This is a genomic window from Lacunimicrobium album (assembly GCF_052161635.1).
In the GTDB taxonomy this organism is placed as follows: domain Bacteria; phylum Planctomycetota; class Planctomycetia; order Planctomycetales; family Planctomycetaceae; genus SXPC01.
Genome location: NZ_CP197413.1, coordinates 5270585 through 5288933, shown reverse-complemented (window position 1 = coordinate 5288933; position 18349 = coordinate 5270585). Strand labels below are relative to the sequence as shown.

Sequence of the window (18349 nt, the reverse complement as noted above, 5' to 3'; positions counted from 1 at the left end):
GTCTCAAATCATCCTGTCGCGGATCCCCTTGAGAACGGATCACTTATGCCCGGTTTGAAATTCGCTCGCGTTTGCTCTTCTGGATTAATTCTGGCTGCATTGACAGTCACTCCGTCTTTCGGTCAGGCCACGACCGCTGCTCCTGCTCCACAAGCCACGACTGCACCAGCCGTGCCTGCACAAGAGAAGCCCGCAGCTGCCCCCAAGACGGTTGAAGAAGGTTTCGCGCAGCTCGAAGCAGAACTCCAGAGCCCGCCTCCTGGTGAAGGCCTGACTCCAGAACAACGCGCAGAATTCATCAAGACCAAAGTCCAAACCGTTCTGACGATCATCGATAAGACGATGGCTCTCAAGCCAGACGACGAAAAGCGAAAAGAACTGATTGAACTCAAAGTTCAAATGATGGGTGTCCTGGGACGATTCGGCGACGAAGGCGCGGATAAGAAGGTCAGTGATTACCTGACTTCACTGCTGACAGATGCCAGTCCTGAAATCGTCAGCTTTGCGAAGCTGTCTCTGATGATGACCAGAATTGAATCGATCCTGGAACTGGAAGCAGAAGCCCGCACGAAGCTGGTCGAAGAAATCAAAGCCGAAATCCTCACCGGCGAGCCAACTGTCGATAAAATGCAAGTCGCCAGCAACCTTGCCAGCATGCTCGGTTACACAGACGATACCAAGACGTCTGCCAAGCTTTACGAAGATTTCGCCAAGTACTTCAGCACCTCCACTGATGAACGAGTCAAAGCATCAGCTGAGTCTTTCGCCGGTTCTGCCCGTCGCATGAATCTTCCGGGCAACACGATGCTGGTCACGGGAACGACCCTCAAAGACGAACCATTCGATCTGGCTCAACAAAAGGGCAAAGTCGTTCTGGTCGACTTCTGGGCGACCTGGTGTGGACCATGCATCGCAGAATTCCCCAACATGCTTGCCTTGTATGAAGTCTATCATCCTCATGGTTTCGAGATCGTCGGGATCAGCCTGGATCAGGATCGGGAACAACTGACTAAGTTCCTGGAAGCAAAAAAAATCCCTTGGATCGTTCTTCACGAAAACAACGAAGAAGGCTCGAACAAGACCGCTGATTACTACGGCATCAACGCGATTCCTTCCATGGTTCTCGTGAACGCTGAAGGCAAAGTGGTCTCGATCAATGCACGCGGCGAAGCCCTGGCCGAAGAACTGGCCAAGCTTTATCCCAACGTCAAAGCTCCCGCACCAGAAAGCGAATTGAAGGTCGAAATCAAAACCGAATAGTCGTTCGGTTCGTTCCCAAGCCGTCTCATCTTCGGGTGAGGCGGCTTTTCTTACTTTCTCAGACCATACATCCAGACCGTCCATCTTCTTCCCCCCTGCCTGTGTTTCTTGCTTCACTTTGATCTGTGGAATGCTCGTTCGCGGATCGTGTGATGAACTGGAAACTCTCCCCAAAGGACTCTTATGCGTCTTTTCGTTCGTTCGTTTCTCGCTGTCGGTCTGATGAGTTCCAACATGTTGACTGCGTCCATGATCTGGGCACAGGAAGAAGCCAAGCCAGTTGAATCACAATCTGCCCCGCAGGAAGTCAAAACCGAAGATGCTCCCAAGGAGCCAACGGCAGAGGACTATCTGAAGCTTGCCGAAAAGGAAATGAGCAAGCAGTTGCCCAAGGAACTCTCCGAAGAAGAAAAGACCGCCTTCATCAAAGGCGTGATTGAAGAAAGTCTTAACTTCAACGATCAGGGTCTAAAACTGAATCCGGAAGGTGCCGTTCGGATGCGACTTCTCAGTCAGCGTTTTGTTTTGCTGCGAGTCGGTGCCGTCCGGGAATATGATGGCTTCAAAGAAAAGGCAGAAGCATTCCTGGCCGATGTCAGCAAGGACAGCGATCAGAATGTCGCCAAGATGGGTGCCAACTGGACAACCGCCTATAAGTACTCCATGGCTGGCAACATGACTCCCGAAGAGCGAACGAAATTCTTCGATGAGGTCAAAGCCGAACTGATGGCCAGCGAAGTCAACGCAGAGCTGACCAGCAAAGTGATGAACTATGCTCGCACAGTCGAGAACTATGGAACTGCCGAACAAGCTGCCGCGGTCTACAACGAGTTCGCAGAACTGTTCTCCAAGTCAGAAGACGAGAAGATCAAGAAATTTGTCGACAGCCTGATCGCAGCCGGTCGACGTGCTTCCCTGCCGGGCCATCCGATGGAACTGATCGGCAAGAAACTCGATGGGACGGACTTCGTCATCAGCGATCTGAAGGGCAAAGTCGTTCTGGTCGACTTCTGGGCAACCTGGTGCGGACCGTGTATCGCCGAATTTCCGAACATGAAGGAAATGTACGCCAAGTACCGTGGCCACGGCTTTGAGATCGTCGGCATCAGCCTGGATAAGGACGCCGAAAAGGTCAAAGCGTTCGTGGAAACCAGCGAAGTTCCCTGGATGATTCTCCACCATCCTGACAATGAACGTGGCTGGGACCACCCTGCCGCTGTGTACTACGGAATCAATGCGATTCCTGCCATGGTCCTGATTGGCGCAGATGGCAATGTCATTTCGACCAAAGCTCGCGGCGAAGAGCTGCGTGAACTGCTCTCGAAGACCTTCCCAGACGTGAAAGACACCGCCCCAGCCGCAGAAGCAACGGCGTCTGAGTAAGGCCTTTATTTCGAGTCTGATCAAAAAAGCCACCGGACTCTCCGGTGGCTTTTTTGCGTTGAATAAGCCTCTTTGTGGCTTTTTCAGACGAACCCGAGCGACTTGCTGACTGTCGAGTCAGGATGTTGACGATCGTTGCGGATGATTTCCGATAGAAATCGCCTGTTCACTGACGGTTTGTGACAGGTTTGACGAAGGCGATTCGTGAACTTTGGACGAAGCGACATTTCAGCTCAGAATGACGCTCGAAAACCGAATTTCAGACTGATAGAATGTGGCTTGCTTGATTCACTCGTTTTGACCGATCGTCTGATCACAGCCAGCGTTATGGTCGAGGCGAATTGACGCTGTCCTCCAGTTGAGGCCAGCTTTGGACTTCCTTATTTTCGAGGTGACTGAACGTGTCGATTGCAGAAGAACCAAAAACGAAACTCCGCACTGTCAATGGTGCTGAAATCCTCGTCGAATCTCTGATCAAACACGGCGTCAAGTTCGTATTCGCTTATCCTGGCGGTGCCAGCATGCCGCTGCACCAGGCCCTGCGGAAGTACCGCGACGAAATCCGCACGATTCTCCCACGCCACGAACAAGGCGGTGCCTTCGCTGCTCAAGGCGTTGCTCGCACGACGGGTATTCCTGGCATTTGCATGTCAACCAGCGGTCCCGGGGCAACTAACCTCGTTACCTCAATCGCTGATGCCAAACTCGATAGCGTTCCTCTGATCGCGATCACCGGTCAAGTCAATCAGGCCGTCATCGGAACCGATGCGTTCCAGGAAACGCCGATGGTCGAAATCTGCCGCGGCATTACCAAACACTCCTACATGGTCACCGACCTGAAGGACGTCGCCCGCATCGTCAAAGAAGCCTTCCACATCGCGACGACTGGCCGTCCTGGTCCTGTTCTGATCGACTTCCCGAAGGACGTTCAGCTCGACAAGATGGTCGGCGAGCCAGATCTCGACCCACCGATGAATCTGCCTGGCTACCGCCCGACACCACCGGATATCGCTCCTGAGCGGGTCAAGCAGATCCTGGCCGCGGTGAAGCGTTCCAAGAAGCCGGTTCTCTACGTCGGCGGTGGTTGCAATCATCCAGATACCGCCAAAGAACTCCTCAAGTTCGCAGAAGCAACCAAGATCCCCGTCGCAATGACCGTCATGGGACTCGGCGCCTTCCCTGGCGAACACGAGCAGTCTCTGCACATGCTCGGGATGCACGGAACAGTTTATTCGAACTACGCCGTCAACGAAGCAGATCTGCTCCTGGCGTTTGGGGTTCGTTTTGACGACCGCGTCACCGGTAAGCTCGAAGAGTTTGCCAAGCACGGCAAGATCATCCACGTCGATATCGACCCATCAGAGATCCATAAAAACAAAGAAGCTCATATCCCCATCTACGGCGATGTGCTTCAAGTCCTGACGGCGATTAACAAAGCGATGACCAAGGACGATGCCCCGAGCATCGAAGAATGGACTGCTCAGGTTCAGGATTGGAAGAAGCAGTACCCACTCAAGTACAGCGTCAAAGGCGAAGGCATTGTCCAGCAGTGGGCTGTTGAAGAAATCTATCGACAGACCAAGGACCGTGAAACCTTCATCTCCGTCGGCGTCGGTCAGCACCAGATGTGGACTGCACAGTTCTACAAATTCAACAAGCCACGTCGCTGGTTGTCGAGCTCAGGTCTGGGAACCATGGGCTTCGGCCTCCCGTCCGCGATGGGTGTCCAGGCGGCTCACCCAAACGCACTGAGCATCGATATCGATGGCGATGGTTCATTCCAGATGAATATCCAGGAACTGGCGACCCTCAAGTGCGAAAACCTGCCGGTTAAGATGGTGATCCTCAACAACCAGCACCTCGGAATGGTCGTCCAGTGGGAAGACCGCTTCATGGCTGGTAAGCGCGCCCACACTTATCTGGGCCCGATCGATCACCCAGAATGGCTCGGAGAAGGCAGCGGCGTTCACTACGAAGAAACCTATCCTGACTTCGTCACGATCGCCAAGGGTTACGGCATCGAAGCGATGCGCGTCACCACTCGCGAAGAGTTCACCAAGGCCGTCGAAAAGATGATCAACCACGACGGCCCATTCCTGCTGGATGCCCTCTGCCCTTACCAGGAACAAGTCCTGCCAATGATCCCATCAGGTGCAACCGTCCGTGAAATCATCACGGACTGATTGACGTATCAAAATTAAAAGCCGAGTGGGTTATTCCACTCGGCTTTTTTGTTGAACCATGACGAATCGCAATTTAAGCCAGCGCGATCACAAAAGTCGTGCCATGCTCACAGCTTTGGGTGAGCATGCTGCTCCGATTGACGTTGAAGCGTTCAGAACATGCTTGCCCAAAGCTGCAAGCATGGCACATTGGGAAGAAGACGTGCTGAATTAAGGGTGATTGCTTTTACTCCGGATGCGATAGCGATTTCAGCGATTTTGCCATGTCCATCTGCAGTTTCATCAGCAGCTGCCAGACGCTGTTGGGGATGACGATTCCCTCTTCTCCGTCGATGTCGGTGAACTGGCCTTCGTTGAGAGAGCGGGTCTGGGCGTAGTTGGCTGCGACGGTCATGTGGGCGTGGACATAAGCCAGCAGGTCAGAGAGTTCTGCGGTCTGAAGCGCTTTGAGGTTGCTGGGAAGTGGTGGGCAGCCGCGATGAAAGAGTATCGGCAGTTGGCTAGCCTGGGTCTGCTCACTGTACGACTGAGGGTGGCTGAAATCCTGATTGCCGGGGTCGCTGCTTTCGGCGGATTGAGCTTCCAGGAACGAGGCGGCGTGAGCTTTCAGGATTTCCTCCTGGCTGCCGACCAGTAACAGGCATCGACCGGCGGAGATCAGATCGCCCGGCTGCAGCACATGGATGCTGACGGGGAATCCATTGATCCGGGTGCCATTGGTACTGTCCAGGTCCGTGAGAATGAGTTTGCCATCTGACTCCTGGATCTTGATATGAAAGCGGCTGATGCGGTCATCGTTGAGGCGGAGCGTATTATCGTCTTCGCGGCCAATTGTCACCGGGACCGGCAGATCACGCAGAATCTGTCCGCGTTCCATGCCTTCGAGAATCTGCAGTGTAAGAGTGCGCATCCCTGACTTTCGTGCCGCCCGTTCGCCGTTGTAATGATGTGATCCGTGTGGCGTATTCTACGCAGTTTGTCGCTGAGCAAACAATCGTAAAGCGGAAGCGTCAAACGGCAGGAGCAGATTCCATCATGTTCTGCTGTCGACAGACCCCAGATTCTGTCGGAGATTTCCCCCGCAGGAAGGACAGCAGACGTTGATCATACCCCACCGGATCGACAATGCGTCCGTGGTTATGATTAGCACCTTCGAGAATGCAGACTTCGGCGGCTGGTACGTTGAAACGGGTGACCAGATCGTCCGTGAATTCTCGGGGAATGTACCGATCTTTCGAGCCAGACATGAGAAGAACGCGTGTGCGTTGATTGGCTGCGAACCGTCGGGGATCGCAGAACCAGTAGCCCGTTTTGAACTGGTAGATCAGCTGGGCGAATTCAACGGTTTTCATAATATGCCACAGCGGGACCACGCGGCACAAAAGCGGCGGAAGGACAATGTTCATCCAGCTGCGAACAGCTCGTTCGACGATCTGGCTGTTGGCATACGCGCCTTCGGTTATGAGCAACGGAATTTCAGGACGCCGAGACACAACCGCGAATGCCGTCGCTGCCCCGCGGCTGATCCCGAAGATCCCCGTGAACTCGCTTCTCCACTCCGGATTTTCGCGAATCGCATCGAGCACGACGCCGAGGTCTTCGCGTTCACGCTGTCCGACCCAGAAACGAGGGCGATAACGGGGATCGCGGTCGCTATCACCCTGGCCGGTGAAGTTCACGGAGAGTATGTCGTAGCCGCTGGCGTAGAGACCTTCGCAGTATTTCCAGGCGGAGTAATGAGTTGCATCGAATTCCGGAACAAAGAGAATCAATCCCTCTGATTTACCGGAGGCGTGTGCATAGAGGCTGCCGCGAAGTTGATAACCGCGTGGATGAGCAATGGAGATCGACCTGGCCCATTCAATGACCGGAAAGGTCTCTTCTTTGAATGTCGGCTCGTTATTGAAAATCGGTACGATTTTCAAGGCGTAGTAAATCTGAAGCGTCGAACTGACGGCTAGTCCAACACATAAGACGACAAGAAGGGCTGAGACGAACATGGTTAGGTATCACATTGCGGTCGTTAACAAACAACTTTCCAGGCGCCTGATCCTTGCCTTGAATGCAATCTGACACCGTCCAGATTGGACAGCGGCGGGTTGCGTCACCACCTTGCATTGGTTCTGCCCGCCATGGGGCAATCACCTTGCCTCAGCGGGAAAACCGAAATCTTCTACCTTTATTATCGGCGGTCAAATTGGACTGACCACTGATTGTCGCGACAAAAAAAGGGAGGGAGAAGCAAATGCTTTCCCTCCCTTGATTTATGTCAGCAGGCGGTTTTCCGAAGGTGCTTAGGCACCTGTGTATTTCGAGAAGATCAGTGAGATATTCTGACCGCCGAAGCCGAAGCTGTTGGATAGAGCGCGGTTGACCTTGGCATCCCGCGCTGTGTTCGGGACGTAATCCAGATCGCAATCCGGGTCTGGCGTCTCGTAATTGATGGTCGGTGGCAGAACATTGTCTCGCATCGACAGTAAGCAGACGATCGCTTCGACTGATCCCGCAGCGGCGATGAGGTGTCCCATCATGCTCTTGACGCTGGAAACTGGCGTTCGGTAAGCATCTTTCCCGAGTGCGCCCTTGATCGCCATTGTCTCGGTCTTGTCGTTGACCGAGGTACTCGTGCCGTGGGCGTTGACGTAATCGATATCGCTTTGGTTAATGCCCGCATCTTTCATCGCCATCTGGATACAGGCGATCGCGCCACGTCCTTCCGGATGGATGTCCGTGATGCGGTAAGCATCGGCGCTGCTGCCGTAGCCGGAGATCTCGCCATAGATTTTCGCGCCACGCTTTTTGGCGTGTTCGAGTTCTTCGAGGATCAGCATCCCGGCCCCTTCGCCGAGGACGAAACCATCGCGGTCAGCATCGAATGGACGAGAGGCACGTGTCGGGTCAGCATTACGAGTCGACAGGGCCGTCAACAGGTTAAACCCGGTGAGACCAAACGGGTGAATCATGCTGTGAGCACCGCCCGAAAGCATGATGTCAGCGTCGCCGCGTCGAATGAGTTCTGCCGCTTCACCGATGGCCTGACTGGATGCTGCACAGGCGGTCAGACAGTTCAGGTTCGGGCCCTGGGCGTTGAACAGGCTGGCCAGGTGACCGGCTGGCATGTTCGGCTCTTGTTCGAGTTCTGCCCGTGGGTTGAGTGTACGCAGGCTGGCGGTGGTGAACTTCTCGAGGTTGACTCGTCCATCCTGCTCCGCGTCAGCGATCAGCTTCATGAACAGCGGGAAATCCTGCTGCCCTTCACCGGCTCCGAGATAAACTCCGAACAAGCCGGGATCGAAATCGATCTGATCGATTCCTGAGTCTTTGACGGCCTGAGTGGCAGCAGCGATCGCAAAGCGGATATTGCGACCAGCGTGTTCAAAACGCTTGGTGTCTTTGACGTAGTCGCCGAAGTTAAAGCCATGAATCTCGGCGGCGAAGGTGGTCGGGAAGTTGGAGGCATCAAAGTACTTGATCGAACCGACGCCACTTTTGCTCTCCATGAGTGATTTCCACATGGATTCCGCAGTCAGTCCCACAGGAGTGACACAGCCCAGACCGGTGACAACAACTCGACGTCGTATCATCATAAAACCTTGTATTGCAGAAAATCGAAATCCACGGGACCGACGTCAGGCAGAGAAAAATTGCGCCGTCGCCAATGTGAGCATTGCTCACTTGTTAAGTCGCCCGCAAACACGAGAAATGACAGACGTCATCTTATTCCGAATGAACGATTTGGAAAAGATGAAGACCATCCGGCCCGGACAAATTGCCTGTTTCGCCCAGTTTTCACCTGAGCAAATGGTCCGCTCAGGAAGGTTGAAACTGCTGCTGGACCTTGCCGACTTTGAGAATCGAGGCAAGACCTGATGTCGCGAAGGCATTGACGCTGTTTCCGTTTTCACCAGCGGGGGCTTCCAGGAAGGCAAAACAGATTTCGCCTTCGCAAATCAGTCGCTCGCCGATGTAACCTTTGCACTCGACGATGCCGCCCTCGGTGGTTTCCTGCATCATCGTGACGTGGTAATGAAGAGTATCACCAGGGGTCGCGAAGCCGTGGAACGTGATCTTGGGGAGCTTCGCCAAGACGACCATCTTCTGGAAATCACTGGCTTCTGCGAGCAGAATTCCGCCAGTTTGAGCCATCCCTTCAATCATCAGGCTGGCGGGCATCACCGGACAGCCAGGGACGTGATCGTGAATGTGCTCTTCGGACAGCGAAACATTTTTGACGCTGACAGCATGTTTGCCACGTTCAAACTCAACGAAACGATCGATCCAGAACCAACGCATGGAGAAACTCTTGCACTAGAAGCGAAGTGAAGCGCTGAATCTACCCGTGGATTCAGTTCGAAGAGCGTTTGAGAACGCAAATAAAAAAGCAAAAGGCACAGGGGGTTCACACCCCCCGCTCGCCGGCAATCCGATTACTTACCGAGCTTGTTCTGCAGGTATTTGCAGATCATTTCGACAGTGAAAAGGCCACTGATTTTGTCGACGCGTGGATCCTTGGCAAAGGTCGCGACGTCAGCATGTGGCATGCGGGTCTTGAGTTCTTCGAGACCTTTCGGAGTGATCACGCCATCAGCGACAAGAGAGGTGTCCGCTGCGTCAACTTCAGGGAAGAGTTCGCCGCGTGGGATCTTGATGTCGAATGACTTCTCGAGACGGAAGACGATATCGAGGAAGTCGATTGATTCGGCTCCCAGATCGCCCATCAGAGTCGCCTGTGGAGTGACTTCATCATCATCAACCCCGAGCGCATCAACGAGAATGTCTTTCACCTTGGCGAAAATTTCTTCAGACACAGCCATGAAAAAGAGTCCTTTGGAACAAACGATAAGACGGTTCTTTTTACCCAGCCGAACCGTTCAAGCTTCTAGTTTGGATTCTCTGCGAAATGACCCTTTCAGGTCGGCAAAGATTAAACAGCGATCATAATGCGAAATTGCAGTAGAGGGAAGTCACAGCGAGGTTTACGTCGACGGCGTCCATCCAGACTAGCCGATACGACCGGTCATTTCAAGACGCCGCTTTCCAGATTGTCCACTACGAGGATGGCCAGAAAGAATTCAGCTGACCAGACCATAAGTGCCTATCAAATAAACACTTAGATCCCGCCGAGGGTCAAGCCACCATCGACTTTGAGGACTTGACCGGTGACATAACCCGATTCCTTAGCAGCCAGGAACAGGGTCGCGTTGGCGATATCTTCTGGCTTGCCGAGGCGTCGAGCGGGGATACGCTTCTTGATTTCGTCTTCGGCAGCGTTGCGAACCGCAGCGGTCATGTCTGTTTCGATGAAGCCCGGAGCAACGGCGTTGACGGTGATATTACGTCGAGCCAGTTCGGTCGCCATGCAGCGAGTAAAGCCCTGGATCCCCCCCTTACTGGCGGCATAGTTGGCTTGGCCGGCGTTGGCGAATTCTGCAGCGACGCTCGACATATTGACGATACGGCCATAACGCTGAGACATCATTGGACGCGTCACAGCCTGGCAGAAGTTGAAGACGCTTGTCAGATTGGTCGCGATGACAGCGTTCCAGTCTTCAAAGGTCATGGTGGCAAGCAGACCATCTTTGATGATCCCGGCGTTGTTGACGAGCACGTCAAGACGTCCCCATTCGCCGACGAGTTTCTCGACAAGAGCATCGACAGCGACCTTGTCTGCGACGTCGCATTGATAGGCAGAGACTTTCTTACCCTTGTCGGTCAATTCTTTCACAACAGCATCTGCGGCAGCAGAGTTGGAGTTGTAAACGAAGCCGACGGTGGCGCCAGCGTTGGCGAATGCTTCGACGATACTGCGACCGATACCGCGGCTACCGCCCGTCACAAGTACGAATTGACCTTCAAAGTTCATGAGTCGATGTTCCCTTAACAGGCAAGAAAAAGTGTCTGTGACAAACGCTCAATTCATTTGAGCGGTCACTTGTCTGGCGTTTTTGAGTCTGCGATCAGGTGGAGACGGCGGAAAGTGGCTTGTGCTGGAGAAGATTGAAGAGTTGCTTGTAGTGCGCAACGATCTGTTCGTCTTCGGCAGCGGAACCGGGATTGGTATCTTTCAGGTTGAACTGAATCAGCGACAAGCGAGCATTGCAGCAGGACTTGCCATCGATGAATCCTTCGCATTTGAAGGTCCAGACATTGCCTTCACTTTGATGGACGGTGCTCTCGATCGAGAGGGTCTGCCCCGGCGCGACGAACCCTTTGTAGCGGACGGCTTTGGCTTCTTTGAAGAGGACCATGCTGTGAGCAAAGTCACTGTTGACCCGCATCAGCCAGGCACTGGTCTGGATCATTGATTCCAGAATAAGAACTCCCGGCATGACGGGAAAACCTGGAAAGTGGTCAGCCAGATACTCTTCCGCCATGCTGAGTTTTTTCTCAGCGCAGATCTTATTTTGTTCAATGCTGGTGATACGGTCGAGCAGGACGAATCTCAAATCGGCACGTCTTTCCGGTCTCTGCGAGGGATTCAGAGCAACAGCTCAAGATTCGGGCCACCGTCTCGATACGGCGGCCGGGGAATGTGCTCTGAAAATTCGGACAAGCGAACCACTATAAGAGGTTTTTTCCGACGAAACAAGCAACCCGATCCCCACGATTACGGAACAGATGGACACAAAAAAAAGACGCCGCCAATGAGGCGACGTCTTTCCGGGGGGCTTCAATGTCCAATCAAGGCGGACTACTTCAGATCGATCGGATCCGGGACGGCTGTGATCTGGTGGGTAAAGCCGTCGATGTTTTCTTCTGGCATGGGAGTCAGAGGCATCTCGACTCGGCTGCGGGTGACAGGGATGTAACCTTCGTTGCTGTTGCTCTCTGCGACCATTTCTTCGTTGGCCTGAGCTCGTTGACGCAGCATGTTGTGAGCGACTTCACGCATTTCAGAAGCGTTCAGGCGTCGCAGCTGGGTCATTTCGAGCAGAGGACGAATCGTTCTCATCGCCTGATTGACGGCAGGCTCGAGAGCTGCGATGTCGATCATCTCGCGACGGATCCGCTCGATCTCAGCAATCTGCTGGCCCATCAGGTCCTGGAAGTCGGTCATTGTTTCCAGGGTTTCGAGGGCGCTGTAAAGGGTCTCGCTTTGGCCGACGAGCTTGTTCTGGAGGCGAACAAGGCTGTCTGCCTGGGTCGTGGCTTCTTCAGTCGCTGACTGGCTGGCGATGATCGAAGCATGCAGGTTGTTCATCTGAGACAGAGATTTCTCAGCTGAGGTGACGTTGGTTTCTTCGCTGACCAGGCCGTTCGAGAGAGTTGTCAGGCGGTTGGCGACCGACTGAGCAGAATCGACATCCTGGCTGAGAGTGACAACGGTCGTCTTCACCTTCTGCAGATCGGCGAGCTTTTGTTGCATGGCATCGAGATCCGTTGAAACGGTGGCCAGTTCGTTCGCAAAGGTCTCGTTTTCCGAGGCGAACTGCTGGAGGTCGGCGATCAGGAGACGCGTCTTGTTCAGACGGGCTGACTCGACGATGACCTGCTCGCGAAGGTTGGCGATATTGGCCAGACCATTCTGGGCAGAGGGAAGGTGGGTGGCTTCGTCTTCGAGGTGGATTCGCAGATCGCGGATTTCCTGCAGTGATTTTTCTGCTCGTTGAACAGCATAAGACTGCTGGTTCAGGGCAGAAAGGAGGTCGTTGGTCTTCCAGGCGTTTTGCCTCGAACCTGACAGCTCGAGCATGTCGGCATCGATGCGGTTGACCTGTGTTTTCAGTTGAGAGACTTCGCTGATCACGGGACGGGCAACGAACAGGTACATCCCGGCGATTCCTAGAATCCACACGAGAGCCACATTGAGGAAATCACGTAAACCGAAATGGTCGTTTTCTAATGGCTGAGGCACGTCTTGGTCATGGAATGAAGTCATCACGTTCGGAACCCCCGATTTATTTTTATGGGCTAATTGGAAAAACCTGTACTTCGCCTGAAGTCAGAATGAATCTGGAGATAGCCCAGGTGGAAAAGCTGTCAAACTTGCTGTCGTTGACCTGGAGTCGCCAGTATTCATGGCTTTTCTAGTATCGCCAGTTTGACAAGCGCGACTTTGTGGGTTGGAGAACTTTCGCCGGGGAATTCGAGAAGGGACTTTTGCGCACAGCTAAATTACGCAGATTCTGCTGCGAATGATGAAAATCGATTCGAGAGGCAAAGAATCTCTCAAGCGGTCCTGACATCCCAGTCAGACTGAAAGATGCGTCAATAACAGGGAAATCACTTGATGCGTCCCTTCCAGCTGACGACAAAGACGCTGGTCGGCTTCGTATGTGGCAAACCGATGATGAAGCCGTGACACCACTTCTCCTTGAGAAGCGATCGCGATGAAGGCGCTACCTTCGCGTGGATCTTCAGAGGGCCCGAGGTGCCCCGTGATCGATGCCGCGAGCGTCGCGTTGGGAGTTTTCTGCAAGGCTGACAGTGACATCGCGTCAGCGACTTCCTGGCTGACGACGTTGTATTTCTCAATCTCCACAGCCGGAATATCGAGCCACTGCGTTTTGATCGGCGTCTGATAAGTGACGAGCGAACCACAGAAGACGTCTGAGATCCCGCTCAGCTGAGTCAGGGATGCTGCGACCAATCCGCCGGTACAGCTTTCTGCCAGGACCAGCTGCTGGCCGGTTGCGAGTAGTGCCGCCTGGAGGCGGACGCCGGCTTGATGAATCGCGTTTCGGAGTTCCTCAGCGGTTTGCATCATGACTTACTTCTTCGGAGTCGACTGACGGGTCGCGGGCGGGCTGGTCAGGCGGTCGATGGCGAAACTCATGACAATTAAAATGAGAACGTAAGCGACCTGTGCTTTGAAGGCAAACAGCAACCAGAAGCCAATAATCGCCATAATGACGTAACGCCACGTGAGTCGACGAAACCAGTTGAACACAGGCTCGGTCATGCCGAACCAGACACAAAAGAGGAAAAATGAGGCGCGAATCACGCCCAGGACCTGGTTTCTGTCGGTCCCCATTAAGGACATGAAGACAACCAGCCCAATCGACCCCAGCCAGCAATACATGGCACGCCGACGGAAGGCCTCATACTCTTCCGAGCCACGTTTCTGCAGCCAGCCGCTATCCGGGCGAGGTTTCGGGGGATCGGTCGGGGAAGGGAGGTTCATTAATATTGGCTATTTGTAAAACGCAGAAATAAGACTGGAACGCAGAGGCCGCGGTGGGGAGCAGAGGTCGCTGAGGAGAAATAGTTAACGCAAAGCCGCGAAGACGCAATGGGACGATATGATCGGAATTCCTAGTTTTTTTACGCCTCTGCGCCTTTGCGTTCAAAAATCTAGTCGTCCTCTGCGATCTCTGCTCTCCTCGGCGTGCTCTGCGTTCCAGTCTTCTGCTTGCTTGGTTGACGTACGAAAGGCAAGTTTCGGATAATCGGACGATCAAACTCAATATCATAGGCAGTCTGACGAACGTCAACAATCGACACCACCACAACGACGCACCTCGAAATATCGCCCCCTTATGACCACGACTTCCTTTCCGCAGTTGCTGGCGTCACTCCTGGAACTGCCCGGCGATATCAATGAACTGTCCAGCCAGACGAAGTCTCTCGACATTCTCCCGCTGTCAGAACGCAGCTGGTTTCAGTTGTTTGAGCATAAGATACTGCCGCAGACGGAACATGCGGATTCGTTGATTGTCTCGGTTGTGGGCGGGACCAACATTGGCAAGACAGCGATTTTCAATCACCTCGCAGGACGTCCGGTCAATCAGGTGAGCCCATTCGCGTCTGGCACAAAGCATCCCGTCTGCCTGACTCCCTTACGGTTTGATGAAGCGACGTTAAAGGAACTCTTTGGCGATTTTACGTTGGCTCCACTGTCGAACAATCAGCAGTCCCTCGAAGAATCGTCGACCGACTATCTGTATTACATTGCAGAGGAAAACGCCCCGGAAAACCTGTTGCTGCTCGATACGCCTGATATTGATAGCGATGCGAAGGTCAACTGGGCCCGAGCGGAGAAGATCTGCCAGTCGTCGGATGTTCTGATCGGCGTGCTGACTCAGCAGAAGTACAATGATGCAGCCGTCAAGAAGTTCTTTCGAGACGCCGCCCAGCAAGGCAAAGTGGTCTGCCTGGTCTTCAATCAGGTCTTTCTGCCAGACGATGAGCCCTATTGGCCGACGTGGCTGGAGACGTTTACGAAGGAGACGGGGGTCCGGCCGCAACGGGTTTATCTCGCGCCGCATGACCGGCGGGCGGTCGAAGCGAATCGACTCCCTTTCTATGAACGAAACCCGTCATCGCCGAAGACCGTTTCAGAGACGCCGGTCGACTTGCGAGAGATTTTCTCTGTCTTGAGGTTCGCAGAGATCAAGCTGCATACCATGCTCGGTGCGCTGCAGGAACTGACCGACGACAAGCGTGGCGCCCAGTCCTGGCTGTCGGACATCCAGCTGGCGAGTTCCCGTTACCAGGATGCCGCGAAGCTGTTGTCACAACATCGCCTGACGCAGATCGACAGCTGGCCGAATCTGCCGAATCGCTACCTGATCGGCGTGATTCGCAACTGGTGGACCCACCAGCGCGAAGGATGGCCCGCGCGACTGCACGGCGCCTATGACACCGTCGGACGAGCGATTCTCTGGCCTGTGCGTTATGCCACAGGGTCATTCACCGGACCAGCCAAGGACGACCTCGCGGAGTACAAGCAGAAGGAATGGTCGACGATTATCACGATCATCGAGCAGGTCTTCCGACAACTGGAACGCATCAAGGAGGAAGGCAACCCGTTGCTCAAAGCCCGTCTCGAACTGATGCTCGGCGGGCATTCCCGTCAGCAGATTTTGAGCGACCTTCACACGGCCTATCAGCAGACGGATCTTGCAACGGTCGTTCAGGCGACTGTGGAAGAACAGCTGATGAAGTTCCGCCAGGAAAGTCCCGACTATTATCAATTCTTTCGTCGCCTCGATACGGTGGCGGCGGCGATGAGACCTGCGACGTCGGTGGCGCTCTTCGTCACGGGGGTCGGGCCGGTCAGTCATGCTGTCTCGCCTCTTTTGTTCGACGCGGCGACGCAGACTGTCTTGCATCTGGTCGGAGATGTGACGGCGGGGGCGGTGACGGCGGCTGTCGGCGAGACGGCGATCTCGGGGTCGGCGTCGAAGACAGCCGGTTATCTCGAAGCCCGTTTCCGAAAGCTGCATGAAAAAATCGTGGAGCAGAGAGTCGGCTGGCTGGCGGAACTCCTGCAGCAAAAATTCCTCGGGACCCTGATGAATGAACTCACCTCCTGTGCAGAGCTGCCGGGGAGTCCTGCCTTCAAGAAAGTTTCGGATCGACTGAAATCGTTGCGCACACAGCTGGCAGACCTGCCAGCAACAACATCGCAACCGTTGCTCTCTGATTCACCATCTGTTTGGAAATCATGAACACACAATGGGAGGGCGAGGCTCCGTCCGAGCCGCTGTCCCGCGTTGCCATCATCCATCGTCTGATCGACATCACACGTTGTGCAGGAGATCGAAATCAGTCGAGGCCACCGGAGTCAAGTTCGTGGCTATTGTTTCGCAATGCAAAGATGCGGCTCACACGGAGGTTCGCCCTCCCGTCGGCCAAATCGAAACGAAAAATTCTCTCACCAGTAAAGAACTAACCCCTTCATGACTCAACAGACTTCGAAGTCCTCTCCGATCACCTCCTGGACGTCGCAGCTTCGCGATCTTCAGGATCGTGCGCATGTTGCAGAACTGCTGGCTCGCCTGAAATCGTGGGGCGGCGAACGATCGGACTGGAAGCCCTGGCAGTCCCTTGCTCGCTGGTTCCCGCAAGCGGTCAGCCGCTGCGAAGAAACGCTGGCCCGGATTGACATGCCGCTGATCGTCGCGACGTTTGGCGGGACGGGGTCCGGGAAGAGCACGCTGATCAATGCCCTCGTGGGTAGTGATGTCAGTGTCACGGGACGCCAACGCCCGACAACGATGCGTCCTCTGCTGATCGCTCATCCGGACGTCGAGCTGTCGAAAACATCGCTGCCGATCGAGACGCTGGAAGTCGTCACAGCGAAGAGTGACTGGCTTAAGCGCGTCATCCTCATCGACTGCCCGGACCCGGATACCAGTGAAACGTCGCAGGAAGAAACCAACACCGCTCGACTGCGTCAGATTCTGCCGCACGTCGATGTGCTGCTTTACATCACGACCCAGCAGAAATACCGCTCGGCTCGCGTGCTGGAAGAGCTGATGTCGATTGCTGCTGGCTGCAAATTTCTGTTCGTACAAAGTCATGCCGATGTGGATGTCGACATTCGCGATGACTGGCGAAACGTGCTCAAGCCCCATTTCGATGTGCCGGACATATACTTCATTGATTCCATCTCTGCTCTCAAAGCAGAGCGCGAAGGGGCATCGACACCGGCAGAATTTGAACGACTCGTCAAGACGTTGTCGTCACCGTTTGGTCCGGAACAGCGGGATTCGCTGCGCTTAGCGAACCTTTGCCAGTTGATGCTTGAAATCGTTGAACTCATCGAAAAGGAAACCTCCGAGTACACGCAGAAGCTGGCAGAACTCAAATCGCAGATTCAACTGCAGCAACAGCGTTTACTCAAAGAGATGTCATCGAACCTTCAACGCGAGCTGGGCCTGAGTAAAGGACTCTGGGAACAGCGACTGCTCTCGGAAGTGTTGAATCTCTGGGAGATGACCCCGTTCTCTGCCATGCTGAGGGTCTATAACTCACTTGGTTCTTTGGCCGCTTCGTTTGGAATGGCTCGCGCGAGAACAACGGCTCATCTGGCGATCATCGGTGCCATTCAAGGGGCACGCTGGTTATCACAGCAGAACGAATCGCAGGCTGCCAAAGAACGCTTCAAGCAGATGCAGACCCTGTCGATCGAAGAATCGTCCGTCCGAGAAGTCGAGATGATTATTAAAGGCTATGAGCAGTCAGCCGGGTTGAGTCAGGGAATCGAAACCGCCAAAGAGCATCGCGATGCACTTGCCCAGGCTGTGACACTCGAGCACGCTTTTCTCGATAAAGCGTCCAGGCTGATCGATCAGATGATCCAATCGGTCGCCTACGACCACACGAGATTCCGCTCTCGCGCTGTCTATGAAACTCTGTTTCTGATGTATGTCAGCTTCGTCGTGCTTCGCATCGGCTACAACTTCTTTTATGAAAGCCTGTGGAATCACAACGAAATCATGAAGCTCGATTTCTACATCCCAGCCGGGATCTTCTTCATCATCTGGACCGGCGGACTGATCATGTTTTATCTGCGCGGGTTGCAGAGGTCACTGGCATCGAGACTTACCGAAGTCTCACGACAGCTGGCAGAGATCAATGTCCCGACTGCTGTCTTTCGAGATGTGCAGACAAAAGTCGAGCAGACCGAAGCCCGTCAGTTGCAGCTGGTTCAATTGAAGCGAGACATTCAATCGCAGTACGAAAAGAACGCCCCTTCAACGCCGACGCTGGGAAACTTCACGCGACGAAACTGACCTGCAAGACAACAAAAAAGGCGAGTGAGAATTGACTCACTCGCCTTTTTTAATTTGCTC

The 18349-nt window shown here is 54.1% G+C and carries 15 protein-coding genes; 5 read left to right on the top strand and 10 right to left on the bottom strand.

The window, feature by feature from the left end; translation table 11 throughout:
• Positions 1 to 45 precede the first annotated feature (45 nt).
• The 3 genes from SH248x_RS21235 (at position 46) to ilvB (ending at position 4826) form a co-directional block, all read left to right on the top strand.
• Entirely contained in the window at positions 46 to 1260 is a 1215-nt protein-coding gene (locus SH248x_RS21235) for a redoxin family protein (RefSeq protein WP_459556335.1), read from the top strand.
• Positions 1261 to 1494: 234 nt separating this feature from the next.
• Positions 1495 to 2643 carry a TlpA family protein disulfide reductase gene (locus tag SH248x_RS21230; RefSeq protein ID WP_459556334.1) on the top strand — a complete coding sequence of 383 codons (1149 nt, stop codon included), beginning with the start codon at positions 1495 to 1497 and terminating at the stop codon, positions 2641 to 2643.
• A gap of 401 nt (positions 2644 to 3044) precedes the next feature.
• Positions 3045 to 4826 carry an acetolactate synthase large subunit family protein gene (gene ilvB / locus SH248x_RS21225; RefSeq protein WP_459556333.1) on the top strand — a complete coding sequence of 594 codons (1782 nt, stop codon included), beginning with the start codon at positions 3045 to 3047 and terminating at the stop codon, positions 4824 to 4826.
• Between the two features lie 226 nt (positions 4827 to 5052).
• Here ilvB and SH248x_RS21220 read toward each other — a convergent pair whose 3' ends face one another.
• From SH248x_RS21220 to SH248x_RS21175, 10 genes are all read right to left on the bottom strand, one after another.
• A complete protein-coding gene (locus tag SH248x_RS21220; RefSeq protein WP_459556332.1) occupies positions 5053 to 5736 on the bottom strand; it encodes an FHA domain-containing protein in 684 nt (227 codons plus the stop codon).
• A gap of 100 nt (positions 5737 to 5836) precedes the next feature.
• Positions 5837 to 6826 (bottom strand): alpha/beta hydrolase, encoded by a 990-nt coding sequence (locus SH248x_RS21215; protein ID WP_459556331.1) that lies wholly within the window; start codon positions 6824 to 6826, stop codon positions 5837 to 5839.
• A gap of 294 nt (positions 6827 to 7120) precedes the next feature.
• Positions 7121 to 8413 (bottom strand): beta-ketoacyl-[acyl-carrier-protein] synthase family protein, encoded by a 1293-nt coding sequence (fabF, locus tag SH248x_RS21210; RefSeq protein WP_459556330.1) that lies wholly within the window; start codon positions 8411 to 8413, stop codon positions 7121 to 7123.
• Positions 8414 to 8636: 223 nt separating this feature from the next.
• On the bottom strand, positions 8637 to 9119 hold the full coding sequence (locus SH248x_RS21205; protein ID WP_459556329.1) for a 3-hydroxyacyl-ACP dehydratase FabZ family protein: 483 nt from the start codon (positions 9117 to 9119) through the stop codon (positions 8637 to 8639).
• Between the two features lie 134 nt (positions 9120 to 9253).
• On the bottom strand, positions 9254 to 9640 hold the full coding sequence (locus tag SH248x_RS21200; RefSeq protein WP_459556328.1) for an acyl carrier protein: 387 nt from the start codon (positions 9638 to 9640) through the stop codon (positions 9254 to 9256).
• Positions 9641 to 9936: 296 nt separating this feature from the next.
• Entirely contained in the window at positions 9937 to 10689 is a 753-nt protein-coding gene (gene fabG / locus SH248x_RS21195; RefSeq protein ID WP_459556327.1) for a 3-oxoacyl-ACP reductase family protein, read from the bottom strand.
• Between the two features lie 94 nt (positions 10690 to 10783).
• Complete coding sequence (locus tag SH248x_RS21190) at positions 10784 to 11272, bottom strand: 3-hydroxyacyl-ACP dehydratase FabZ family protein (protein WP_459556326.1); 489 nt, start codon at positions 11270 to 11272, stop codon at positions 10784 to 10786.
• 245 nt (positions 11273 to 11517) lie between these two features.
• Entirely contained in the window at positions 11518 to 12681 is a 1164-nt protein-coding gene (locus tag SH248x_RS21185) for a hypothetical protein (protein ID WP_459556325.1), read from the bottom strand.
• A gap of 336 nt (positions 12682 to 13017) precedes the next feature.
• On the bottom strand, positions 13018 to 13533 hold the full coding sequence (locus SH248x_RS21180; RefSeq protein ID WP_459556324.1) for a CinA family protein: 516 nt from the start codon (positions 13531 to 13533) through the stop codon (positions 13018 to 13020).
• Positions 13534 to 13536: 3 nt separating this feature from the next.
• Complete coding sequence (locus tag SH248x_RS21175; RefSeq protein ID WP_459556323.1) at positions 13537 to 13950, bottom strand: hypothetical protein; 414 nt, start codon at positions 13948 to 13950, stop codon at positions 13537 to 13539.
• Between the two features lie 355 nt (positions 13951 to 14305).
• Here SH248x_RS21175 and SH248x_RS21170 point away from each other — a divergent pair, with 355 nt between their 5' ends.
• Together SH248x_RS21170 and SH248x_RS21165 are read left to right on the top strand one after the other, a co-directional pair.
• Entirely contained in the window at positions 14306 to 16219 is a 1914-nt protein-coding gene (locus tag SH248x_RS21170; RefSeq protein ID WP_459556322.1) for a GTPase family protein, read from the top strand.
• Between the two features lie 231 nt (positions 16220 to 16450).
• Positions 16451 to 18289, top strand: a complete 1839-nt coding sequence (locus SH248x_RS21165; RefSeq protein ID WP_459556321.1) for a GTPase family protein — start codon at positions 16451 to 16453, stop codon at positions 18287 to 18289.
• Positions 18290 to 18349: the final 60 nt, after the last annotated feature.